The organism is Kitasatospora sp. NPDC085464, assembly GCF_044541955.1.
Taxonomy (GTDB): Bacteria; Actinomycetota; Actinomycetes; order Streptomycetales; family Streptomycetaceae; genus Kitasatospora.
Map to the genome: position 1 here is coordinate 58020 of NZ_JBITTM010000025.1, position 23041 is coordinate 81060.

The following is a 23041-nucleotide window of genomic DNA, read 5'->3' on the forward strand; positions in this document are numbered from 1 at the left end:
TGCGGGGATGATCGCGCGGTGCTGATGTCCAGACCGACGGGCGCTGATGCTGTTCGCGTCGGCCGACGAGCGCCGGGTGCCGGTGATCGCCCGGCTGCCGAGCGGCCCGAAGGGCTGCGACTGCCAGCTGTGACGTCGGCCGGACGTCGCCGGGTCATGACCGGCGCCCGCCGAACTGCCAGTTGTGCACCTCGACGTCGGCGTACCCCTCCGGAGTCAGCACGGCGCGTGCCGTGTCCGGGTCCGGCGCCCGGACCAGTGCCGCCGTGCCCAGCCAGGTGGCGCCGTCGTCCGACAGCAGCGGCCCGTAGGCGATCAGCTCGTCGCTGTCGGGCGGCACGGCGGCCAGGTCGGCGGCCTGCGGGGTGCCGAGGCCGAGCACCAGGTACCGGTTGCCGCCGGTTCGGCCGCCGGGGAAGTCCCACATGGTGCGCCCCAGCATGTTGTGCCACCGCCGTAGCAGCACGTCCCGGTAGGCGCCGGCCTGGTAGCCGGGCTCGTCGAAGGCGAACGCGCGGGCGGCGGCGGGATCCGGCAGGTCGACGATGTGCACGCTGCCGGTGGGCGTGCCGCCGTCGCTGAGGGTCGGGCCGCGGGCGATCATCTCTGTCGCGTACTGGTCCATGTAGGACCAGTGTTCTTCCAGTAGCTCGGTGCGCAGCTTCTCGGAGCCGGGCCGATCGCGGTGGTAGACGAAGAACTCCATGCCCGTAGGGTCTCTGAAGCGGGCGGTCTGGTCGAGCGGGTTTCTCGGATCGTCCGGTTCGCGTAGGCCTTGTCTCGGAGCGTCCGCTCCCGCGCCGGGTCCGCCGGCGTGATCAGGATCCACCGCCGGCGCATCAGTCCAGGAGGATTCCGGCGAGGCGTGGCAGGCGGCGGCGCATCTCGTCGCCGTCGGCGACGTCCCACCGAACTCCGACCGGCTCGGTCACGGCGCGGAGCGGGCCGGCTTCCGGGGAGGCCTCCAGCGTCTCGTCGAGCCCGTCCGGTTCACCGGTGAGACGTTGGTAGGCCCGGTGGGCCACCTGGTTGAAGTCCTCGTTCCCGATGAGCACGTCCCCGCCGTCCTGCACCGCCGGATGGTCGGCGAGGGAGTCCGGGTCGGCGAGCGCGCGCTCGTACCAGTGCCGGCCGAGCGAGATGAGGCCCTCGCGGAAGTCCATGAACCCGTCGTCGGACCACCAGCCTTCGATGAGGAACGCCGCCGCCCACAGGTCGTACCGGTAGGCATGGTCGCGCAGCTGCCACTGGCGCAGGGAGAACTGGACGATCTCGGCGGGCGTGCGGCTCACCAGCCGCTCCTCGCACGCGCGCCCGATCGCGTCGCGCCGATCGTCGAAGTCCGGTTCCAGGGCGTCGACCTCGGCGCACGCCTCGTCGATCAGGGCCCAGAACTCCTCGACATCCATCACGGCCCGAGTATGCCAGGCGCTTCGAAACCACCCCACGCCTGCGGCACAGCCGGCGTCAGCCCGGCTCCGGCGGAGCCGAAGGCGCCTCCCCCGTACGGCCCTTGGGAGCTCCGACCTCAGCCGACCTGCCCCGTCGGCCGCACCGTGATGTGGTTGATGTCCACGCCGGCGGGCTGGTTGATGGCGAACACGATGGTGTCCGCGATCTGCTCGCCGGTCATCGTGACGGCTGCCTCGGGGGTGCCGCCGCGGCCGTGCCAGAAGGGGGTGTCCACGATGCCGGGGGCGACAACGGTGACGCCGACGCCGTCCTGGCCGACCAGGAGGCGGGTGTTCTCGGCGAGGGCGTGGGCGGCCCACTTGGTGACGGAGTACAGGTTGCCGGGGGTGTGGCGGACGCCGGCGACCGAGCCGATGATCACGATTCGGCCCTTGGAGGCCCTCAGGTGGGGCAGGGTCTCCTGGATCAGCAGGGCGGGGCCCAGGACGTTGGTGAGGATCATGGCGCGCATGTCCTCGGGGGCGTGGGTCTCCAGGTTGCCGGGCAGCGAGAAACCGGCGTTCGCTATGACGTTGTCCAGCCGGCCCCAGGTGTCCAGCACGTGCCGGACGGTGGCGGCGACGTCATCCGCTTCGCTCGCGTCGCCGGTGATCGTCAGCAACCGCTCGCCCGCTCCCGCGGTGGTGGCGAAGGCGGCCAGCTTGCCCGCGTCGCGTCCGGTGACGGCCACGCGGTGGCCCTGCTTGAGCAGGGCCCGGGCGGTGGCGGCACCGATTCCGGTCGAGCCACCGGTGATCAGCGTGACGGGTTCCATGGGACGGCCTCCTCGGCGACGGGATCATCGGGGCAGAGCGCCTGCACTATACCCAGCGATCTTCGACACTCGCTCCCGGCTTTTCCCTGACGGGAGATGGTGTCGAATCCTGTGGACTGATCGGACCGCCCGATGACCGGCCGGTCAGGCAAGCGGCTTGCGGTAGCGGACGTACTCGTTCTGCCGCCGGAACCCCACACTCTCGTAAAGATCGTAGGACCGGTGCGGATTTGACGTGCCCGTGAACAGCCGGGCGGTCGTTGCACCCTGCCCGCGAAGGCTCCGCAGCCCGTCCAGCAACAGGGCCCGGCCGATTCCGAGGCGCTGATGGTCCGTCCGGACAGACAGCTCTTCGACCTCGCCCAGGGTGTGGTCGTGACGGCGGATGGAGCAGAGGGCGACGCCGACCATGTCCTGCCCGTTCCATGCAGCACTCCAGCATGCCGGGTCGGCGGTGTCGACGAAGTCCTGGAATGGCCATTTCCGAGTGAAACCGGCGTCCGCATACGCGTCGACGACGGTCCTCCAGGCTGCACGGTAGTGGCTCGGCCCGATCGGTCCCGTCCGTATCCCGGCCGGCAGTTCGCTGCCCCGGTCGGGCAACTGCTGCAGATCGCGCAGCTCCAGCTCGACCAGGCTGAAGACACGTCGGTAGCCGGCTGCGAGCAGAAGCGCCGTGGCGTCCTGCTCGGTGGCCATGGCGTTCGCGCCGATCACTGCCGTCCGCGCCGTTCCATGCTGTTCGACGAGCCGGCGGATCCGTTCTTCGGCCCAGCTCAGCATGGCTGAGCCGATGCCCTGGCGGCGATGCTCGGGCAGGAGGTAGCCGCGGTGCAGGTACAGCCACGTGTCGTCCCGCTCCTGCCACCATCGGATCGTCGAGTAGCCGACGACGTTCCCGTCGTGCACCACCAGGATCTGGTTCTTGGACGGCTCCTCCAGCTCGGCAGAGGCTTCGGCGATCTCGGTCGCCGTCGGGAGCCCTTCCACAACCGAACGGGCGTCGACCTGGTCCCGTTCAGCACAACCCAGCCGCACCACGGCCATGGGGCCGTGGTCTTCGTCGCCGCGATACGGCCGGAACCCGAAGCCGACCGGAAGGTCCTGTCCCGGGGCGCCATTCGACATGGTCGGATGGTCTCGAACTTCGAGGCCGGTCTGCCACCCTATTCATTGAGTCGGGCGGGGCATTCGTGGCCGGCCGCCTACGGGAGGGGCCAGCTCTTCTCGGGAGTGTCGAGCCACGCGCGGTGCCGACCGTCGGGCGTCACGGTCAGGCCCAGCCGGGTCGGTCCTGGCCGGTCGGCGTCGAGCCACCACCGGTGGGCGGCTTCGACCTCGTCCCACAGTCGGCGCGGGCCGTGTTGCCACACCGTGTACCGGTCGGTGTCCCGGCCACCCACAGCCGTGTCGCGACCCCGTCCACGCCGGGGTCGTGGTCCCAGACGTGCCACAGATCGCCGAGGCGGTGCCCGAGCGCGAACCGCGTTTCGAAGCTGCTGTCGGCGACCGCCCACGGGTCGAGCGTCGTCACGGATCGGACCGGCTGGTGGTCCTCGTGCACGACGTCCCGGAACAGCCGCACGTTCTGCCGTTGGGTGCGCATCAGCATGAACGCGCTGTCGGGCGTGAACCGGCCGACAGCGCTCCCCTCAGCGAGGACCGTCAGGTTGAGCAGGCCGCCGCACACCCACGGGTTGTCCCACGGGGCGAGGATCATGCCGCCGGTCCTGGTCTGGGCGATCCACGCCGGCGGGACGCGCCGCAGGGAGCAGGTCGCCACCACACGGTCGTACGACTCCCCGGGCGGCCACCCCGCGCGGCCGTCACCGCACACCACGGTCGGGGCGTAGCCTGCGGCCCCGAGCGTGGCACGGGCGCGCGCGGCCAGGCAGGGGTCTACCTCGATGGTGGTGACGTTCGCGTCGCCGAGCCGGTGTGCGAGCAGCGCGGCGGTCCAGCCCGTCCCGGTGCCGATCTCCAGGACCCGGGCACCGGGCGCCAGTTCGAGCGCATCGAGCATCGTGACCACGATGGAGGGCGCCGACGCCGAGCAGGACGGCCACCTGTCGGCCGCGTCCTCGGGTTCCTGGCCGTCGTTGATCTGCGTCACCACGGGGGCGTCCGCGTAGGCCGCGGCGAGCCAGCGCTCGGGTTCGCGCTGGCGGTCGCAGGACTCGTACGCATCGCCGTCGGCGAGCCAGACGCGGTCGGGGAGGAAGGCGTGACGCGGGGCCGCGGCCGCGGCCTGGCGCCACTCGGCGGCGACCTCGTATCCGAGGGTGCGGGAGACGGCGCGGAGCAGGCCGCGCGTGGTGGCCTGCTCCTGGTGCGCGGGACGCGTCACTTGTCGTCGTCCTTGCCCCGGTGCTTTCCGCCGGACGGCGACTTCGCGCTGTCCGGGGACGGCTTCGAGGTGCCGAAGTCCTTGTCTCCGGCGCGCTTGCCCTGCCCGCCGTCGTTGGAGCCGCTGCCACCGCCGGAGCTGCCGCCCTTACCGATTCCCCATGCCATGGGAGTCTCCTACCTGGTCGTCGCGGTGGTGGTCGTGGTGGTCGTGCCGGTCGTCGCGGTGGCCACCGGGATCATCGGCCCGGGCCCGGGCGGGGCCGGCGGGGACGGCGGCGGCGCGGGGGTCGTCATGGTGGTGCTCATGGCGGGGGTCCTCTCGGTGAGAGCGTGGTGCAGCCTCCCGGCGAGTGCGCGGGAGGAGATCAGGGGGCGCCGGCCGACGTGGCCGGCGCGGATCCGGGGGTGGGCTGGCGGGCCGAACAGTCGGCGCGGTGATGGGGGCAGCGGCAGTCCGGCCAGAGGTCGAGCCACAACTCCGCCATCGGCGGCACCGGTTCGGGAACGACCACGACCACCGGCGAGTAGCCGTGCCGCCGACCGTCTGCGTCCACCTGGTACGTACGCAGGACCAGCCCTCGTCGGCGCGCGGCCAACGGAACGAAGTCGGCGGACGTCACCGCAGCCCCCGCAGGCGCCGCCAGCGACGGGCCTCGCCGAGTTGCCGGAGAACCAGCGCTCGACGCCACGCGCGCTCCAGGTCGACGGGGTGGGTCATCACAGGGCGCTCTTCTCCCGGACGGGAGTTCACGCGCAACGAGCCTTGACGAGAACGGCGCCACTGCGGCCCACCGACGGCAGTCACCAGCCCACCGCCCCGCCCGGGAGGACGCGGTACTGCGCGAGATTCGCCCGGCCGAGGACCCACGCCTCGGCGCTCTCCCGGATCGCGAACTCCAGCGGCCGCAATCCACCGACACCGGCGCTGACCAGGTCGCCGGTCTGGGAATCGCGGATGACCCACGGGTCCCGGTGCCGCCGGTCGTTCAGCAACTGCTCGACGGTGTACCGGGCGAAGATCCGCTGAGCGACGGTCAGACCGTCGCTGTGTTGCACGCGCACGATGGCACGGCTGCCGTCGGTCAGGCCGACCGCCAGGTCGGTGACGGCGTCGTCGCCCATCCACCGTTCGAGGTCGACGGCGGATCCGCTGCCGAACATCAGCTCCATCCCCCGCCGCTGGCAGGCGTCCATCGGCAGCACGCGCACCGTCTGCCAAAGGACGTCCAAGGCCTTCAGCGTCGGCAGGGTGGCAGGCTCCAGATAGCCGTCCACCGCCACCGTGAGGGGCCCATCGAGCCTCATCGGGTGCCTCCGCCCATGCAGGATGGGTCGCCCGCCACAGTCCAGCCGAGTAAGGCGGACGACTCATCGGTCGGTGTGCAGACACGGCCTGAAGAAGCCGACGGTGGTTCAGATGAACCGCACTCCACGGACGCGTCTCCGTAGAGCCGCGCGGGGCTGATCGCGTCCGGATCGAGAACGATCGGGTTCGGTGTCCCTGTCACGCCCTCTACGATCCCCGGCTGCCAGCACCGGAATTACCACACGCAGTGGTAGAGATCCGTCGCGCTTCAAACGGCCTTCGCCCACCGCGCGAGCGACATCACCCGCTCGTCCCGACCTCGTGTCAGCCGCACCATCGTGGCCAGAGCCATCAGTACCTGACCGTGTTCACGGACGTGCTGAGGGGCGATCTGGCGAGCCACCAGCAGCGACTCGACGGCGTGTCGTGGGCGCCCAAGCTGAACGTGAGCACGGCCTAGGTCGACGTAGTAGTGCGACCGGCGCTCGGCTGGCAGCTCACACGGAGGCACCCACCTGGCCGCGGCCTCGACTGCCTCCTGCAAGTCCTTCGGCTCACCCAGCTCGACCGCCACCGACAACCGGTGGATTTCCACGGAGTTGGGCCCCACAGCCGTGCCATCGTAGAGCCGCTCTCGCACTCGACTCGCAAGCCTTTCTGCCTCACGCAGGTGCGCGCGGGCATCGTCGGCCTGACCCATACGACCGGCCGCAACCGCGGCCCGCATGTGCAGAGCGGCAGCAGCGGCGACCAGCCGCTCAGTCTGCAGCGACGGCAGCCGGTCTACTGCGGCCTGCAGCGACCGCAGTCCGGGGCCGAGTTGCTGAGCTGCGAAGAAGGTCTCCATGCGCACGTATGCTGCCGCTGCATCGAGCGCTGGGTCGGCTGCGGTCTCTGCTGCCCACCGCATCAGCTCCACGAGGCGGGCGCTGAGGTCTCGGTACCCGTACTTGTAGGCCACCGCATCTGCCGAACGGGCCGCCAGGGCAAGAAGACGCGCGGCCTGTTCCCGCTCGCTGCCACGAGTACTGTCGACAGCCCGGAACAGCTCGGCCAGCAGGGCCGGCGCCTGCTCGCTGAGGCGGACGTACTGGGACTGCACCCGGTCCTCAACGCTGGCCTTGACGTCGGCGGCTACCTGCGTAAGGGGCCTGATCGGGCCGTCGTCCGGCAAGTCGTATGCGGCGATAGCCCGCTGGAGATTCGGAATGACCTGGTGAACCCGGCTGTCTGCCCGTACAGGTCCGCCGACCAGTTCCTCAGGGGTTGTCCCGAGAGCATTCGCCAATGCTCCGAGCACCTGGTCGCTCGGATGCCGCTCGCCGTCACCGATCTTCTGAATCATGCTCGGTGAAACTCCGGAGAGTTCGGACAGCTGACGCCGGGACAGCCGGGCCGCAGCACGCGCCGTTTCCAGGCGCAGGCCGAGCGTGGGAGCATTGGGCGCGGGCATACTTGGCTCCGTTCCGTGGTCGCAACGGAACGGTACCGGCGCCGCACAGGCGTCGGGCGAGATCGCCCCGACGGTCACTCGGTTGAGGCAACCTCACTGTCGCCCGACCAGAAGTTCGGCCAGCTCGGTCAGCGAATCGACGGTCCAGTCGGCGTCTTCCGCCGTGGTTGTGAGGCCGATGGGACCACGGCGGAGATGCGCGGCCCGCAGGCCCGCTGACCGGGCCGGCGTGACGTCGTTCATCGGATGGTCGCCCACGTAGACGATCTCGTGAGGCTCCCCCGGCGCCCACTCGACCACCCGCTCGAAGAACCCGGGGCCCGGCTTCGACACGCCCCACTCTGCCGAGGTGGCGATGCCGTCGGCCGGCAGTCCGAGATCACGGAGGAGCCCGGACACAGCGGCGTTCTGGTTCCCCGCGATGCCCACCCACAGACCGGCCCCACGCAGCCGGGACAGGGCGGGACGCACGTCCGGGTAGAGGTCCGTCTCATCGAGGTAGTCGCCCCGACCCGCAGCCTGTCTGGCCCGCCACTCCGCTGCCACGTCCACACCTGGGCGGAGGATCCGGATGGCATCCGCATTGTCCCGACCCTGGGCCACCACAATGCCCACCAGCGCCGACAGTGTGTGCTGCGGCACTCCAAGCCAACGAGCCCAGTCACCCCAGTAGCGGGTATCGCTGATCAAGGTCTCGCCGATGTCGAACACCACAGATCGCATGAGCCGAGACTACGGAACATCAGCCAGTCTCGTGGGCCCACCGACCGCAAGAGCCCCCGCACTCGCGGGATTTCTCCTCGGCCCGCCCCACGGCGCGAGGCGGCAACCAGTACGACACCACGACACGTGCGGGGATTGCTTCGTGAGCAGGGCCTCAGTCCAAGGGCAGAGGAGTCCGATTGTGGGCGGCGAGGGTCGACGACGGGCCCTCGTATGCGGCGCCCAGCTACTGCCACCGCCCGCACCGGCTCGCGCGCCAGGCGTGACTGGCCGGCCGCAAGTCAACAGACCTGCGCAAGCTGCCGGTAGCCGAGAACCCCGCGCCGGCGCATCAAGGCCGTCGGGCCAGCACCTGCAAGAGCCCGGGGCGACGCCAGCCACGATCTCCCGACGGTCGATCATGTCCTGAACGCGGTCCAACGGGATCCACTCGATCCGGTCCGCCTCATGCGTGTCCACCGGCGGCGCCACGAAGACGGCACCACGAGCGAGGAACACATGGTGCTCGGCGTTGCTCATACCGCCGATCGGCTGGTTGTACGCGAGCGGCTCGACCGATTCCACCTGCCACCCGGTTTTCTCCAACACCTCGCGAGCAGCTGCAGTCGCGAGCCTCTCCCCGTCCTCCACAATGCCGCTGGGGATCTCCCAGTTCCACGTCCGAGTGGCGAAGCGGTGCCGCCACATGAGGAGCACCTCGTCCTGGTCGTTGAGAACCACGGTGGCTGCCACCGGGGCAAACCTCACCAGGTGGTGCTCGTAGCGGTCACGCCCTGGCGGTTCAACGTCGACCAGATCAAGGCTCACCCACGGGCTGGTGTACAGAGGCCGGCTACCGTGAACAATCCACTTGCTGCTCACGGGCACCTCGTGATCTCGACGGGACAGGTCGCGCGTCATCCTGCCAGAAGTGCCTACGGCGCCCGTAAAGCCGGAACTGCTCTCAGGTCGGCGCGCGCCCGGATCACGGGTCTCGCTTCAAGGGAGCCACAAAACGGACTGTTTCTGTGGCGACCCTAGGTAGCCGCGTCGGCGTCTCGGACCCTGACGATGACCAGCTGGTCCGGGTGCTCGATGCGATTGTAGGAGTCGGGGTCGGCCTCGCGGATGGCCCTGCGCAGGGCCCGGTGGATGTGTGCAATGGCCGGCCCGCGTCCGGGCACCGGGGCGGGGTCTGTGACCCGGACACGGAGAGTCCGCCGGGCCGGCTCGGGCTCGGCATCCGGCTCGACGGCGATGACATAGTCGATCACGTACTCGAACTCGACCTGGGCATCCATGGCACCGAGTGTATTCCGATCGTGACGCCCAGTCAGCAAGCGAGCTTCGCCGGGGCACCTGCGCCCATGGGCATGGCTACCCGGTGTCCACTGATTGACTTGGCAGCCCCATCGGCCTCGCGCGTACGAGGTTCTCCGGTAGGTTGCTCGGCAGACCGCTACTGCTCAGCGAACACGAGCCAGCCGCACGTACGGTGGATCCGGATTCGAACTGAACTGAATGGCACTCACTGAGGCAGATCACAGCAGGTCAGGAAGTGTCGGCCCCGCGCTCGCGGGGATGGTCCCCGCGCGCAGCCGTCGGTCTTGCCCGTGCCGCGGTCGGCCCCGCGCTCGCGGGGATGGTCCCTTCGAGGGCCTCGGAAACGTCTCCGGCGTCCAGTCGGCCCCGCGCTCGCGGGGATGGTCCTGCGTGCCGACCCCGCCCCGCCGACTCCCAGACGTCGGCCCCGCGCTCGCGGGGATGGTCCTGTGACCTTGGAGGTGTACTGACCGGGGCGGCCGTCGGCCCCGCGCTCGCGGGATGGTCCCGCCGCCCGCAGCCACGCCACGACGGCTCCCCCGTCGGCCCCGCGCTCGCGGGGATGGTCCTGCCTTGTCGGCAGCTTCGCAGGCCTGCCACGAGTCGGCCCCGCGCTCGCGGGGATGGTCCCCTGGGCGACGGCTTCGACCCGTGGCCGGACGCGTCGGCCTCGCGCTCGCGGGGATGGTCCCTGCAAGATCCGCTTCCGGCTGGCCGACATCAAGTCGGCCCCGCGCTCGCGGGGATGGTCCTGTGAGCACCTACACCTACGCCTCGACCGACCTGTCGGCCCCGCGCTCGTGGGGATGGTCCCGGCTGGTCGGGCATCGGGTACTCGTTCGTGGTGTCGGCCCCGCGGTGGTGGGGATGGTCCGATTCCGAAGGTGAGCACCGGTATGGCGACCGCGTCTGCCCTGCACCCGCAGGGATGGTCCCATCTCGCGGAGGGCTCGGTCGGTCTCGTAGCGGTCGGCTCCGCGGCTGCGGGGAGAGTCCTGGGGGCGCATGCGGCCCGGCTGCAGGGGTGGGGCGCCCGCGTGGTGGGTCTCATTTCTTGGGTGCCGTGAACCGCGATACAGCCCGCGATTTGTGACGGTCTGTCAGACTTGTTCCCAGCCGGGGCTTCGGCGGCTCTCTGTGTCGTGGGGCGGGGTGGGTGGGTGAGCGGGCGGTTGGTGTCTGCGGCGAGTCGGGTGCGGCTCGGGGTCGTCGCTTCGGTGGCTGCAGTGGTGGTCGCCGTGGGCGGGGTTCGGTATGCGGGTGCGGGTGGGCCCGGGGTGGTGGATGCTCGGATTCAGTCGGCGGTGTACGGGGTGGGGCAGCCGTGGCGGGGTGTCGCGCTGGTCCTGGACTTCCTGGGGGAGCCCGTGGGTTCGACGCTGCTGGTCGTGGCCGTGGTAATCGGCTGTCTGCTGGGCCGGCGTCCTCGGGGGGCGGTGCTCGTCGTGGCCGGGGTCGGTTTGACGGTGGGGACGGCGACGGTGCTCAAGCACGTGGTGGGACGCACCATCCACGGCGACGGCAACCTGTCCTACCCGAGCGGGCACACGGCCTTCTTCACCGCGCTGGCCCTCGCGGTCGCGCTGGCCGCGCCTCGCCACCGCGGTCCCCTCGTGCTCGGTGGGGCGGCGGTGGCGGCGGGCGCCGCCATGGGGTGGGCGCAGGTCGCGCTGGGCGCGCACTACCCGACCGATGTGCTGGGCGGCTGGTGTACGGCGCTGGTGGTGGTTCCGGTGACCGCGTGGTCGGTTGACAGGGTTGCCGAGTCCGCGTGGCTGGAGAGCCGCTGACGTCACGCGAAGCGCCGGAACACCGGTTTCACCGGCCGGCCGCCCAGCCAGGGGGTGGGGTCACCGGCGTCCAGTGCCTTCCGGTAGACGGCGCACGCCCCGGCCACCGCCTCGACGGTGCGCTCGATGTCGTCCTCCCCCAGCGCGCTGCTCACCACGAACGACGGGGCCAGGACGCCGCCGGCGAGCAGTCGGCGCAGGAACAGGGTGCGGTACGGCTGCGACGGCTGTCCCTTCTCGTCGAGGGTGGCGAAGACCAGGTTGCTGGCCCGCCCCCGGACGAGGACGTGGTCGCCGACGCCCGCTCCGGCTGCGGCCTCGCGGACGCCCGCGGCGAGGCGCTCGCCGAGGGCGTGCAGCCGCGCGGTGATGCCCTCCTCCACGTACGTGGTGAGGACGGCCATGGCCGCGGCCAGCGCGTGTGTCTCGGCACCGTGCGTGGTGGACAGCAGGAAGACCCGGTCGCCGGAGTGCCGCAGCCCGCCGCGTTCCATCAGTTCGCGGCGCCCGGCCAGTGCGGAGACGGCGAAGCCGTTGCCGAGGGCCTTGCCGAAGGTGGAGAGGTCGGGGACGACACCGTAGAGGCCCTGGGCGCCGGCCTCGGACCAGCGGAGGCCGGTGATCATCTCGTCGAAGATCAGCACGCAGCCGTGCCGGTCGGCCAGCTCGCGCAGGCCGGCGAGGTACCCGGGCGGCGGCTCGGTGTGGCCGGCGGGTTCGAGGATCAGGCAGGCGACCTCGTCCTGGTGGCGGGTGAGCAGTTCTTCCGTGGCGGCCAGGTCCCCGTACGGGAACGCCACGGTGAGTTCGGTGGTCGCCGCCGGGACTCCGGCGGACATCGGCGTGGTGCCGATGAACCAGTCGTCGACGGAGAAGAACGGGTGGTCGGCGCAGATGGCCACCCGCGAGCGCCCGGTGACGGCGCGGGCGAGTCGCACCGCGGCGGTGGTGACGTCGGAGCCGTTCTTCGCGAACTTCACCATCTCGGCGGTCGGCACCGTGGCCAGGAAGCGCTCAGCGGCCTCGATCTCCAGGACGGACGGGCGGACGAAGTTGCAGCCGCGGTCGAGTTCGCGCCGCACGGCCTCCAGCACGCGGGGGTGGGCGTGGCCGAGGCTGACGGACCGCAGGCCGGAGCCGTACTCGACGTAGCGGTTGCCGTCGACGTCCCACACGTGGGCACCGCGGCCGTGGCTGATGACCGGGGCCAGGTTCTCGGGGTACTGGTCGTCGCCCTTGGCGTAGGTGTGCGCGCCCCCGGGGATCAGGGCGTGCAGCCGCTCGTTCGCCGCCCGCGACCGGGGCAGGGCGAACTCCCCGGTCGCGCCGGTCTCCCCGGTCGCGCCGGTCTCGCCCACCCCTTCGGTGCCTACGGTGTGTTCGGTGCTCACGTCGGCCTCTCCTCCTCCTTGTGCTTCAGGGCCTCGGCGAGGCTCGGTGCCTCCCGGTCCCGCTTGGACATCGACACGGCCGGCAGCGGCCAGGGGACGGCGAGCTCCGGGTCGTCGAAGGCGATCGTCACGTCCTCGGCCGGGTCGTGCGGGCGGTCGATCCGGTACGAGACGTCGGCGGTCCCGGTCAGCGCCTGGAAGCCGTGCGCGCACCCCGCCGGGATGTACACGCTCACCTGGGTCTCGCCGGACAGTTCGAAGTGGGCCTGGTTGCGGTAGGTCGGCGAGTCGGGCCGCAGGTCCACGACGACGTCGAAGACCTTCCCGTACGAGCACCGCACCAGCTTGGCCTCGCCGGCGCCGGAGCGCAGGTGCAGGCCGCGCAGCACGCCCTGCACCGAGCGGGACAGGCTGTGCTGGACGAAGGCGTCCGGGTCGAGGCCCACCGAGCGGATCACGTCGGCGTCGAAGGTCCGGCAGAAGAAGCCGCGTTCGTCGGCGAACGGCGTCGGCTCGAAGAGGTACGCGCCGGCGATCTCCGGGACTCTGGTCACCTTCACTGCGCCTCCCGCAGGTCATGGGTCTGGGCGTCGGTATGGGCACGGCCGCGGTCGGCCGCCGGGAAGAGGGCCGCGGTCAGGGCGTCGAACTGGTGCTGCACGCGCCGCGCGGCGGTCACGTTCCGCTCGACGAGGGTCCGGCGCAGCTCCGCCGAGCGCTGTTCCAGCGCCCTGAACTGTTCGAGCAGCCGGTCGGCGTCGACCTCGCGCGCCGGGTGGCAGTACGCGCCGAGGCCCATGTCCGCCATCAGCGCCTCGCTCTTCGTCGCGTAGCAGAGGGCGAGCACCGGCGTTCCGGTCTTCAGGGCGCAGATCAGGTTGTGGTAGCGGACCGCGACCACGGTGTCGGCGACCGCCATCTCCTTCATCAGGTCGGCCAGGGAGGCCGGCTCGGCGGCGGTGACCAGCGGCGATTCCACCGCGTCGAGGATCGCGGCGACCACCGACGCGTCGCACCGGTCGCCGGTGAGCAGGCGGACCGGCCGGCCCTCCTCGACCATCGTGCGGACGAACCGGATCGTCCCGTCGAGGTAGCGCCGGTGGATCTCGTCGGCCCGGGCGCGGTCGTCGTTGCCCCCGTGGAAGTCCATGACGCCGAGACAGACCGGGCCCTGCGGAGGCGGCGGCGTGCTCCCCGGCGGTTCGGGAGGCGGCACGCTCGCCGTCGGCGCCGGCAGGGAGAACGCGAGGTCCGGGTAGACCTCGTCGCGCGAGGTGTCCACGCCCATCGCCCGCATCGCGTCGCGCGAGGGGCCGTCCCGGTAGGACCGGTACGCGGCCAGCCGCGCCGACCAGCGCACCAGGGCCCGGGTCGGCCGGTTGCCGATCTCGGCGGCGCCGACGCTGACCAGCGCGATCCTGGTGCCCAGCAGCCGGCCGCTCGCGCAGAGCAGGAACAGCGCGTACGGGAAGCCCCACGGCCGCAGCGGCAGCGTGGCCTCCAGGACGCCCATGCCGGGCACGATCACCACGTCGTGCCGGCGCACCCAGGCCGCGGTGCGGACGACGTCGACGAGTTTGCCGAGGCCCTTCGCCGCGATCGAGCCCGCCCGGGACGCGGTCCGGTACTCCGAGCGGTTCCAGTGCAGCCGCGTGGCGGGGATCCCGAACCGGGTGGTCACGGCTTCGGGGCCGCCGCACAGCGCGTCCACGACTGCCTCCGGGTGCTCGGCGCGGAGGTAGCCGAGCACGGCTTCCAGCGAGCCGTCGTTGCCGAGGTTGCCGGAGCCGAGCAGCCCGAACAGCCCGACGCGCACCGGCGTTCCGGACGCCCTGACACGACCCCCGTCCCCGCCCCCGCCCCGTACGGCCGTCATGCCCGCCTCCCCTCACGGCCGGCCACGAGGGCGTCGACGTCCACGGTGAGCAGGGCCGGGTCGACCGGGGCGCGGTCCTCGACCCGCTCGCCGGCGCCGGGCCGCAGCCGGCTGGTCATCCACGCGGCCAGGTGGCGGTAGCACTCGCGCCGGTCGGCCGGGGTCAGCGGCGCCCGCCGGATCGCCGACGCGAACCCCCAGACGTACTCGGCGAGCAGCCGGGGCGTCGGGTGCAGCGGGCCGGCCCGGCGCGGGTCCAGGTTGACGCACCGGGAGCGCTTGGACGGGTTCGCCCGCTCGGCGCGGGTGGGGTGGTCGCGGCGGAAGTACAGCAGCTCCGGCACCTGGTGGAAGGGCCCGTGCAGGGTGATCTCGGCGACGTAGGTGCGGTCGGCGTGGTGGTAGCTGTCCATCGGCTTCACCCGGCGCAGGACGTCGGTCCGCATCACTCCGTAGAAGTCGTCGCCGCCGGGCTCGAACAGCAGGCTGCGGAAGCGCTCGGGCGCGCGCGGGGAGTCGGTGGTGAGCCCGTACTCGTACGGGACGGTCACCTGGCCGTCGCCGTCGATGACCGCCTGGCCGGTGTGCGCGAGGATGATGTCCGGCCGCTCGTCCAGGGCCTCCACGCAGCGCAGCAGGAGGTCCCGGCCGTACAGGTCGTCGTGCGAGGCCCACTTGAACAGCTCGCCGCGGGCCTCGTCGAGCACGCGGTTGTGGTTGGGCGTGGCGCCGATGTTGCGGGGCAGCCGGAGGTAGCGGATGCGCGGGTCCTTCGCGGCGTACGCGCGGCAGATCTCCTCGGTCCCGTCGGTCGAGGCGTTGTCGGAGACGAGGAGTTCGTAGTCCTCGTAGGTCTGGCCGAGCAGGGCGTCGAGCGACTCGGCGAGGTACTCCTCGCCGTTGTACACGGGCAGGCCGATGCTGAGCCTGGGTCGGGCGGTCATGAGGTCCTCCCTTGGGGGACGGGTGTGCGGTGGTGCTCGCGCAGGGCGGACCGCAGTTGCAGCCACCAGACGGCGGAGCCGCTGAGGGTCGCGGCGGCGACGCCCCAGGCCGAGCCGACGGTGCCGCCGGCGGCGGCTCCGCCGAGCCCGCCGCCGACGTAGCAGGCGGAGGCGAAGAGTTGGCAGCGCAGGCTGCGCCGGGCCGCGCCGAGCGCGCGCAGCCCGGCCGCCGCGCCGGTGCCGAGGCCGGCGCCCGCGACACCGAGGGTGATCGGCACGATGAGCTGCGAGGAGGAGTGCCAGACGTCGCCGAGCGCCAGCTCGCCGAGCCGGCCGGGCATCAGCAGCAGCGCCGCGCCCCAGAGCAGCGCGCCGACGGCCTGGCCACCGCCCAGCAGGAGGCAGAACCCGCCGAGCCGGTGCGAGGCCTGCCGCAGGACGCGTGCCGCCTCCGGGACGGTGACCAGCGAGAGCCCCATGAGCACGGCCAGGAACGGGCCGAGCAGGAGTTCGGCGCCGCGCACCGCGCCCACCGCGCCGACCCCGGCGATCGCGCCGAGCCCGTACGCCCGCAGCTGGCTGGCGCCGCTGAGGCTGACGTTCTCGACCAGGTACCGGTAGCCGAGGTCGCGCTGTTCGCGGAGCCAGCCGCGGGCCTCGGCGATCCGGGGCCGGATGCCGGACTGGAGGTAGCCGTAGCCGGCCGCCACGGTGGCGGACGCGCCCCAGGCGAGCACGAAGGCGGCCACGCTGCCGACCCGGGCGGCCACCACCATGGCCGGGACGAGCGCGACGCCCCACACGACGTCGTTGACGAACGCCTTCCGCCCGGCGCCGGCGGCGAAGAACGAGAACCGCCAGGCGTCCTGGAGCAGCAGCCCCGGCATCATGACGGCGAGGGCGGCGAACGCGGCGCCCACCCGGCCGCCGAGGCCGAGCCCGGCGACCAGGCACACCGCGCCGATGGCGGTGCCGACGCCGAGGGCGGTGCCCGTGGACCGGGCCACCGCCCCGCGCCAGGACGCCTCGGGCACGCCGCTGAAGCGCACCACGAGCGGGTCGGTGGCCAGCCCGCGGGAGACGTTGAGCACCACGCCGTACGTCACCCAGGCGAGGCTGAACACGCCGAACGCGGTCACCCCCAGCGAGCGTGCCACGTAGATGCCCACGGCGAAGTTGCTGACGCTGGAGGCCGCCTGGTCGGCCAGCCCCCAGGACAGCCGGCCGACGAGGGCCCGCCGGGCGGTCCGCCGGCCGTCGCCGGCCGGGGCCGCCGACCCATCCGTCGCCGACCCAGCCGACGCCGTCGCCGACCCAGCCGACGCCGACGCCGACCCAGCCGACGCCGCAGCTTCCTCCCCCGTGCCGGTCGTCGCCACCGGCCCCTTCGCCCCCGCCCCCGCCGCCCCCGTCATGTCTTGATCAGCCCGGCGCCGTGCAGGGCGTCGGCCGCGACGGCGACGGTGTCGAACGGCAGCCCGGAGCGCTCGGCCACGTCCAGCAGGCTGTGCTCGCCGTCGGAGAGGCTGAGCACCCAGAGCATGGCCATCTGGGCCTGCTTGGCGTCGCTGCGGCCGCCGAGCGACTCGTACAGCCCGCGCCGCCCCAGCTGCGGTTCGCCGTAGGGGCTGAGGTTGAGGTACCGCCGGTTGCGGTCGAGGACGTCGAACGCCTCGCGGCAGACGGCGAGCGTGTCCGCCATCGCCTCCGGCGAGACGAAGTCCGGGTTGTCCGCCGAGGTGTGGTACTCGGGGTACCCGGCGTACGGGGTCCGGCTGAGCGAGCCCACGCCGAGGTCGAACCCGGGCGAGCAGAACTGCCGCTCGTCGTAGCCGTACGGGGTGAACTCGTTGATGCGGTGCGGGCGTTCGGAGGCGAGCAGCACGTGCTGCAGCACCCGGTCGATCTCCGCGTCGCCGCGCCTGCTCTGCTTGTACGTCAGCGAGCCCCGGTCCCCGGCGCAGGCCAGCACCAGCCCGTGCTTGACCCGCTCGACCCGTTCCGCGTTGCGGGCCAGCCAGGTGATCGCCCCGATGGTGCCGGGCGCGAACAGGAACCGGTAGGTGTACCAGGGCGTCCGCTGCGCCAGCTCCCTGGCGAGGAACGTCGCCACCGCGATGCCCGCCAGGTTGTCGTTGGCCAGCGACGGGTGGCAGACGTGGCAGGAGACGATCACCTCGTCGGGGACCTGCCCGGGGACGACGTGCTCGGCGTAGGTGAGGTGGCCGTCCGCGAGCGTGGAGTCGATGCGGACCTCGTAGTCGCCGTCCGGCAACGCGTCCAGGGCCTCCTGGGCCAGGCAGAACCCCCACTCCGGCGTGTAGTAGCTGGTGCGGTACGGCACCCAGGTCGGCTGCTCCGGCAGGGTGTGCAGGTGTCCGCGCAGCTCGGCCAGCGGCATGGTGGCGGACACCGGCACGCTGTAGCCGAGCACGTGCAGGCTGGACGCGGCGAAGTCGACGACCCGGTTGCCGGCCGGGTCGGCGACGTAGGCGTCCCGGATGTTCCACTCCTGCGGCACCGTCCAGTCGAGCACCTGCGTCCCGGTCGGCACCTCGTGCACCTGCAGCGGAAGGTACTCGCCGACGATGTCCAGGGTGGCGCGCACACCGTCGCCGGTGATGCTCCGGCAGATCGGGTACAGCCGCTCCACCAGCGCGTGCATCTCCTCACCGGGCGTGCTCATCGGCGCCACCGCAGGGTGTCGTCGACGGTGCCGGCCGCGGACGCCTCGCGCAGCACGGCCAGCCGGGTGAAGCGCTGCTCGAAGGCCTCCTTGGTGAGGCCGAACTCGCGGTAGGCCTCGGCGAGTTCGAGCGCTCCCCGCTGGACGGTCCACTCGCACGCGAAGTCCGGGACGGCGGCCCGGAAGCGGGAGAAGTCCACCCGGTAGGAGCGCGGGTCGGCGCCCGCCTCCCCGGTGATCCGCACCTTGGAGCCGTCCACCGCCTCGGCGACCTGCTCGGCGATCTCGGCGACGGTGACGTTGTTGGTCTCGCTGCCGATGTTGAACGCCTCGTCGTGCACCGCCTCCCGCGGCGCGACCAGCGCGGCCGCGAAGGCCCGGGCGATGTCGGCGGCGTGCACCAGCGGGCGCCAGGGGGTGCCGTCGGAGAGCACCAGCACCTCGCCGGTCAGCAGCGCGTGGCCCACCAGGTTGTTCAGCACGATGTCGGCGCGCAGCCGGGGCGAGTAGCCGAAGGCGGTGGCGTTGCGCATGAACACCGGGCTGAAGTCGCCGTCGGCCAGGTCGTGCAGGTCGTCCTCCACCCGCACCTTGGACTCCGCGTACGGCGTCACCGGGCGCAGCGGGGCGTTCTCGGCGACCAGCTCGTCGCCGCCCGCGGCGCCGTAGACCGAGCAGGTGGACGCGTACAGGAAGCGCCGCACCCCGGCGTCCCGGGCCAGTTCGGCCAGCCGGACGGAGGCGTGGTGGTTGATGTCGTAGGTGAGGTCGGGGGCCAGCGAGCCCAGCGGGTCGTTCGACAGCGCGGCCAGGTGGATCACGGCGTCCACCCCGGCGACGTGCTCGGCCGTGACGTCGCGCAGGTCCACCCGGTGCCCGGCCGGGTCGGCGGGCGCCGGGCCCAGCACGCAGTCGGCGAACAGGCCGGCGTCGAGCCCGACGACCTCGTGCCCGGCGGCCGCGAGGACCGGGGCCATCACGGTGCCCAGGTACCCCTGGTGTCCGGTCAGCAGTACGCGCATTGGGTCATCCCCCCAGGTTCAGAGTCAGTTTGGTGACGGCGAACGCCTCGGCGTAGCGGGCGTGGCACTCGATGCCGCGGATCCGTGCCAGCCCGAGGAAGGCCTCCCGGTCGTACCAGGGGCGGTGGCGCTGCGAGGGGTAGTGCTCCTGCAGCAGCCGGACCTTCTCCTCGGCGGTCTCCGGGGTCAGCGGCTGGTAGGCCACCGGGCGGCCGAGGTCGCCGTCCCACTTGACGATCTCGTAGCCGAGCACGAGGTGGTCGCGGAAGGCGGTGGTCATCAGTTGCGCCAGGCCCCGGTGGTCCTGGTGGGCGTCCTCGGTGCGCGGGGCGAGGACCACGTCCGGCTCGCTGCGCCCGCGCAGTTCCTCGACGGCGGCCTTGGCCTCGTCCCAGTGCGCGGGCAGCCGGCCGTCGGGCAGCTTGAGCACGGTCAGCCGCAGGTCGGCGTCCGGGCAGAAGGCGGCGAGCGCGGCCCGTTCCTCCGCCTCGCGTTCGCCCCCGCCGCCGGAGAGCACCAGGGCGTCGACCCGCAGGCCGGGCCGGGCCCGGCACATCGTCAGCAGGGTGCCGCCCACGCCGATGGCGATGTCGTCGCAGTGCGCGCCCACGGCGACGACCGCGTCCGGGCGCCCGGCCCCGAGGCGGATCACGCGGTCCCCGCCGCGGCGCCGGCCGGACGGCCGGCCGCGCCGTCCCGCTCCCACACGGCCCACGGGCGGTCACCCCGGGCGTAGGCGGCGTCGAGCGCGGCCCGTTCCTTCACGGTGTCGGTCGGCTTCCAGAAGCCGCGGTGCTGGTGCGCCACCAGCCGTCCGCGCTTCGCCAGTTGGGTGCACCCGTCGGCGACCAGGTCGCCGTTCTCCGGGATGTGGTCGAAGACCTCCTGGCGGAGCACGAAGTAGCCGCCGTTCTCCCACAGCGGCAGTTCGCTCACCGCCGTGATGCCGCCCACCAGGCCGTCCTCGCCCAGCTCCACGCAGTGGAACGAGGACTGCGGCGGCACCACCATCATCGACGCACCGGCGTCGCGCCGGGCGAACGCGTCGATCATCTCCGGCAGCGGGGCGTCGGTGAGCACGTCGGCGTAGTTGGCGAGGAACATCTCCTCGCCGTCGAGGTGGTGGCGCACCCGGCGCAGCCGCTCCCCGATCGGCGACTCGATGCCGGTCTGCGCGAAGGTGATCGTCCAGGAGGCGATGTCGGTGGACAGCAGCTCGGTCTTCCCGCCCCGCAGCACGAAGTCGTTGGACGTCGTCTCCTCGTAGTTGAGGAAGAACTCCTTGATGTGGTGGGCCCCGTACCCGAGGCAGAGGATGAACTCCGTGTGCCCGTAGTACGCGTAGTAGCGCATGACGTGCCAGATCAGCGGCCGCGGGCCGACCATCGCCATCGGCTTGGGCACGTCGTCGGACGCTCCGCTGCGCATGCGCAGCCCGTAACCGCCGCAGAACAGGACGACCTTCATGCCTTCGCCTCCACGATGGTCAGGTCCGGGATGGGGAAGACCAGCCGGCCGCCCCACTCGTGCACGAAGGAGAGCTGCTCGGTCAGCTCGGCCCGCAGGTTCCACGGGAGGACGAGGACGTAGTCGGGCTTGTCGGCGGCGATCCGCTCGGGCGGCAGGATCGGGATGCGGGTGCCCGGGGTGAACCTGCCGTGCTTGTACGGGTTGCGGTCGACCGTGTACGGGAGCAGGTCGGGCCGGATGCCGCAGTGGTTGAGCAGGGTGTTGCCCTTGCCCGGGGCGCCGTAGCCGACGACCGTCTCGCCGCGCTCGGCCGCCTCGACGAGGAACTTCAGGAGGTCCCGGCGCACCTTGGCCACCCGGGCGGAGAACTCGGCGTACCCGGAGAGGTCCTGCAGCCCGGCGGCCTTCTCCCGGTCCAGCACCTCGGCGACCCGGCCGGTCGGCTCGCCGGCCGCCCCGTCCGGGCGGGCCCACAGCCGGATGGAGCCGCCGTGCGTCGGCAGCAGTTCGACGTCCACGAGCGTGAGTCCGCCGCTGGCGAGGGCCCGGGCCGCGGAGGCGACCGTGTAGTACTGGAAGTGCTCGTGGTAGATCGTGTCGTACTGGTTCTCCTCGATCAGGGTCAGCAGGTGCTGCACCTCGATGGAGACCCAGCCGTCGTCGGCGACCAGGGCGCGCAGCCCCCGGGTGAACCCGACCACGTCGGGGATGTGCGCGTACACGTTGTTGGCCACGACCAGGTCCGCCGGGCCGTGTTCGGCGCGGACGGCCGAGCCGGTGACCGGGTCCAGGAACGCCGTGAGGGTGGGCACGCCGGCCTCGCGCGCCGCGGCGCCGACGTTCACCGACGGTTCGATGCCGAGGCAGCGGATCCCCCGGTCCACCACGTGCCGGAGCAGGTACCCGTCGTTGCTCGCGACCTCGACCACGAAGGCGTCGGGGCCCAGGTCCAGCCGCTGCGCGGCGCCGGTGACGAAGGTGCGGGCGTGCTCCACCCAGGAGGTCGAGTAGGAGGAGAAGTACGCGTACTGCGTGAACGTCTCCTCGGGCGTGATCAGCGGCGGGATCTGCGCCAGCCAGCAGTCGGTGCAGACCCGCAGGTGCAGCGGGTACGCCGGCTCCGGCCGGTCCAGTTCGTCCGCGGCGAGGAAGCTCTCGCACGGCGGGGTCGCCCCCAGGTCGACGACGCTCCCCAACGCCGTCGATCCGCAGAGTCGGCATCGTGTCATGTCCTGCCCCCATCCCTGCCCGCGCGGGTGCCCCGGCGCGAGCCCGTGTTTCCGTTCCCGACCGGCGGCGCGCCGTCCGCGCCGCCGGACCGCACCGCGATCGCGGTGCGGTACCCCTCCACCAGACGCTCCAGCCCGACGGCTGGGCTGAAGCCCTGCTCGTACCGGCGCCGGGCCGCCCGGCCCATCTCCTGGTTGCGGTCCGCCCCGGCCGTGATCCGGCGGATGCAGGACGCGAGCGAGGCCGCCTCCCCGGGCCGGTGCAGAAGCCCGGTCACCCCGTCCTCGACGAGTTCGGCGAAGGCGCCGTGACCGGCGGCGACGGCCGGGACGCCGGCCGCCATCGCCTCCACGACCACCAGGCCGAACGCCTCCAGCCACGTCGAGGGCGCCACCACGGCGACCGACCGCGCGAGGGCCTGTCGGCACTGGTCCCGGTCGTACAGGCCGACGTACCGCACGTCGTCCCGGCCCGCCGCCCAGGCGGTCACCTCGCGCTCCAGCGGGCCCGCGCCGGCGAGCACGAGCGGCACGCCCACCCCGCCGGCCGCGGCGAGTTCGTCCCACGCGGCCATGAGCAGCCGCACGCCCTTGGCCTCCGCGAGTCGGCCGAGGTAGAGCAGGTGCTCGCCGGCGCCGCTGCGGCACGTGCCCGGGTCGGGCACGAAGTTGTGCTTGACCGCCAGCCGCTCGGCCGGCAGGCCGGCCCGCACCAGGACGTCGCGCTGCGCCGCGGAGATGCAGAAGAACCGCTCCACGCCGGACCACCAGCGCCGCCGGTTGACCGACAGGCTGACGGCGAGCGGCACCGTCGCCAACCGGGAGTTGCGGTAGCAGCCGTGCCGGACGGCGGGCAGCGGCGAGCCGCCCACGCACTCGGTGCACGGCCGGCCGTCCCGCTGCAGCGTGCCCGGCGGGCAGACCTGGGTGTAGTTGTGCAGCGTGGCGACGGCCGGCACGCCGGCGTCGGCGCAGGCGGCCAGCACCGCGGGCGACAGCAGCGGGAAGACGTTGTGGACGTGCACCACGTCCGGCCGCTCGGTGCGCAGCCGGGCCGCGAGTTCCGTGCGGACCGCCGGGTTCCACGGCACCAGCAGCGGCACCGCGATCTTGCCCGGCAGGGACCGGGCGGCGATGTCGTCGCTGCGCCGCTCGAACACCTCGACCCGGTGCCCGGCCTCGCGCAGCAGCCCCACCTCCTGGTCGACGACCATGTTCTCCCCGCTCGGCTGCGCCGAGGCGTAGCGGTTGTGCACCACGAGGACGCGCATGC

24 protein-coding genes and 2 CRISPR repeat arrays (1 of these 26 running past the window's edge) are annotated in these 23041 nt (G+C 72.3%); of the genes, 1 reads left to right on the plus strand and 23 read right to left on the minus strand.

The window, feature by feature from the left end; all coding sequences use genetic code 11:
* Nucleotides 1-9: direct repeats of the CRISPR family, unit length 23 nt; it begins 318 nt to the left of the window's first position.
* Between the two features lie 145 nt (nucleotides 10-154).
* The 12 genes from ACIGG8_RS22555 to ACIGG8_RS22610 form a co-directional block, all read right to left on the minus strand.
* Nucleotides 155-706 (minus strand): YciI family protein, encoded by a 552-nt coding sequence (locus ACIGG8_RS22555; protein ID WP_396550201.1) that lies wholly within the window; start codon nucleotides 704-706, stop codon nucleotides 155-157.
* A gap of 133 nt (nucleotides 707-839) precedes the next feature.
* Nucleotides 840-1409 (minus strand): DUF4240 domain-containing protein, encoded by a 570-nt coding sequence (locus tag ACIGG8_RS22560; protein WP_396550303.1) that lies wholly within the window; start codon nucleotides 1407-1409, stop codon nucleotides 840-842.
* Between the two features lie 119 nt (nucleotides 1410-1528).
* Nucleotides 1529-2227, minus strand: coding sequence for an SDR family oxidoreductase (locus ACIGG8_RS22565; protein WP_396550202.1), 699 nt, complete (start codon nucleotides 2225-2227; stop codon nucleotides 1529-1531).
* A gap of 144 nt (nucleotides 2228-2371) precedes the next feature.
* Entirely contained in the window at nucleotides 2372-3355 is a 984-nt protein-coding gene (locus tag ACIGG8_RS22570; protein ID WP_396550204.1) for a GNAT family N-acetyltransferase, read from the minus strand.
* 145 nt (nucleotides 3356-3500) lie between these two features.
* Entirely contained in the window at nucleotides 3501-4574 is a 1074-nt protein-coding gene (locus ACIGG8_RS22575) for a methyltransferase domain-containing protein (protein WP_396550206.1), read from the minus strand.
* Nucleotides 4571-4741: a hypothetical protein gene (locus tag ACIGG8_RS22580; protein WP_350525587.1), complete on the minus strand. Its 171-nt coding sequence runs from the start codon at nucleotides 4739-4741 to the stop codon at nucleotides 4571-4573. The genes ACIGG8_RS22575 and ACIGG8_RS22580 overlap by 4 nt, the downstream gene beginning before the upstream one ends.
* 9 nt (nucleotides 4742-4750) lie before the next feature.
* Entirely contained in the window at nucleotides 4751-4882 is a 132-nt protein-coding gene (locus tag ACIGG8_RS22585; protein WP_396550207.1) for a hypothetical protein, read from the minus strand.
* Nucleotides 4883-5377: 495 nt separating this feature from the next.
* On the minus strand, nucleotides 5378-5857 hold the full coding sequence (locus ACIGG8_RS22590; RefSeq protein ID WP_396550208.1) for a hypothetical protein: 480 nt from the start codon (nucleotides 5855-5857) through the stop codon (nucleotides 5378-5380).
* Nucleotides 5858-6150: 293 nt separating this feature from the next.
* Nucleotides 6151-7335, minus strand: coding sequence for a helix-turn-helix domain-containing protein (locus tag ACIGG8_RS22595; RefSeq protein WP_396550210.1), 1185 nt, complete (start codon nucleotides 7333-7335; stop codon nucleotides 6151-6153).
* Nucleotides 7336-7428: 93 nt separating this feature from the next.
* On the minus strand, nucleotides 7429-8058 hold the full coding sequence (locus ACIGG8_RS22600) for an HAD family hydrolase (RefSeq protein WP_396550212.1): 630 nt from the start codon (nucleotides 8056-8058) through the stop codon (nucleotides 7429-7431).
* A gap of 9 nt (nucleotides 8059-8067) precedes the next feature.
* On the minus strand, nucleotides 8068-8958 hold the full coding sequence (locus tag ACIGG8_RS22605) for an NUDIX hydrolase (protein WP_396550214.1): 891 nt from the start codon (nucleotides 8956-8958) through the stop codon (nucleotides 8068-8070).
* 116 nt (nucleotides 8959-9074) lie between these two features.
* Nucleotides 9075-9338 (minus strand): hypothetical protein, encoded by a 264-nt coding sequence (locus tag ACIGG8_RS22610; RefSeq protein WP_396550215.1) that lies wholly within the window; start codon nucleotides 9336-9338, stop codon nucleotides 9075-9077.
* Nucleotides 9339-9597: 259 nt separating this feature from the next.
* A CRISPR array of direct repeats spans nucleotides 9598-10295; the repeat unit is 28 nt; unit sequence GTCGGCCCCGCGCTCGCGGGGATGGTCC.
* A 225-nt stretch (nucleotides 10296-10520) separates the two neighbouring features.
* Here ACIGG8_RS22610 and ACIGG8_RS22615 point away from each other — a divergent pair.
* Complete coding sequence (locus tag ACIGG8_RS22615) at nucleotides 10521-11150, plus strand: phosphatase PAP2 family protein (RefSeq protein ID WP_396550217.1); 630 nt, start codon at nucleotides 10521-10523, stop codon at nucleotides 11148-11150.
* A gap of 2 nt (nucleotides 11151-11152) precedes the next feature.
* Here ACIGG8_RS22615 and ACIGG8_RS22620 read toward each other — a convergent pair whose 3' ends face one another.
* From ACIGG8_RS22620 to ACIGG8_RS22670, 11 genes are all read right to left on the minus strand, one after another.
* The gene (locus tag ACIGG8_RS22620) at nucleotides 11153-12508 is read right to left on the minus strand and encodes a glutamate-1-semialdehyde 2,1-aminomutase (RefSeq protein WP_396550305.1); all 1356 of its coding nucleotides are present in this window, start codon (nucleotides 12506-12508) and stop codon (nucleotides 11153-11155) included.
* Between the two features lie 29 nt (nucleotides 12509-12537).
* Complete coding sequence (rfbC, locus tag ACIGG8_RS22625; protein ID WP_396550219.1) at nucleotides 12538-13101, minus strand: dTDP-4-dehydrorhamnose 3,5-epimerase; 564 nt, start codon at nucleotides 13099-13101, stop codon at nucleotides 12538-12540.
* Nucleotides 13098-14417 carry a polysaccharide pyruvyl transferase family protein gene (locus tag ACIGG8_RS22630; protein ID WP_396550221.1) on the minus strand — a complete coding sequence of 440 codons (1320 nt, stop codon included), beginning with the start codon at nucleotides 14415-14417 and terminating at the stop codon, nucleotides 13098-13100. The genes rfbC and ACIGG8_RS22630 overlap by 4 nt, the downstream gene beginning before the upstream one ends.
* A complete protein-coding gene (locus tag ACIGG8_RS22635; protein ID WP_396550222.1) occupies nucleotides 14414-15361 on the minus strand; it encodes a glycosyltransferase family 2 protein in 948 nt (315 codons plus the stop codon). Before ACIGG8_RS22635 ends, ACIGG8_RS22630 begins: the two co-directional genes overlap by 4 nt.
* Nucleotides 15358-16581 carry a hypothetical protein gene (locus ACIGG8_RS22640; RefSeq protein WP_396550307.1) on the minus strand — a complete coding sequence of 408 codons (1224 nt, stop codon included), beginning with the start codon at nucleotides 16579-16581 and terminating at the stop codon, nucleotides 15358-15360. Before ACIGG8_RS22640 ends, ACIGG8_RS22635 begins: the two co-directional genes overlap by 4 nt.
* Nucleotides 16582-16772: 191 nt before the next feature.
* A complete protein-coding gene (locus ACIGG8_RS22645) occupies nucleotides 16773-18047 on the minus strand; it encodes a DUF4910 domain-containing protein (protein ID WP_396550223.1) in 1275 nt (424 codons plus the stop codon).
* Complete coding sequence (locus tag ACIGG8_RS22650; RefSeq protein ID WP_396550225.1) at nucleotides 18044-19069, minus strand: NAD-dependent epimerase/dehydratase family protein; 1026 nt, start codon at nucleotides 19067-19069, stop codon at nucleotides 18044-18046. Before ACIGG8_RS22650 ends, ACIGG8_RS22645 begins: the two co-directional genes overlap by 4 nt.
* 4 nt (nucleotides 19070-19073) lie before the next feature.
* Nucleotides 19074-19721, minus strand: coding sequence for a PIG-L deacetylase family protein (locus ACIGG8_RS22655; protein WP_396550227.1), 648 nt, complete (start codon nucleotides 19719-19721; stop codon nucleotides 19074-19076).
* The gene (locus ACIGG8_RS22660; RefSeq protein ID WP_350525570.1) at nucleotides 19718-20536 is read right to left on the minus strand and encodes a glucose-1-phosphate cytidylyltransferase; all 819 of its coding nucleotides are present in this window, start codon (nucleotides 20534-20536) and stop codon (nucleotides 19718-19720) included. The genes ACIGG8_RS22655 and ACIGG8_RS22660 overlap by 4 nt, the downstream gene beginning before the upstream one ends.
* Nucleotides 20533-21768, minus strand: a complete 1236-nt coding sequence (locus tag ACIGG8_RS22665) for a class I SAM-dependent methyltransferase (RefSeq protein WP_396550229.1) — start codon at nucleotides 21766-21768, stop codon at nucleotides 20533-20535. Before ACIGG8_RS22665 ends, ACIGG8_RS22660 begins: the two co-directional genes overlap by 4 nt.
* Complete coding sequence (locus tag ACIGG8_RS22670) at nucleotides 21765-23039, minus strand: glycosyltransferase (RefSeq protein WP_396550230.1); 1275 nt, start codon at nucleotides 23037-23039, stop codon at nucleotides 21765-21767. Before ACIGG8_RS22670 ends, ACIGG8_RS22665 begins: the two co-directional genes overlap by 4 nt.
* Between the last annotated feature and the right edge of the window lie 2 nt (nucleotides 23040-23041).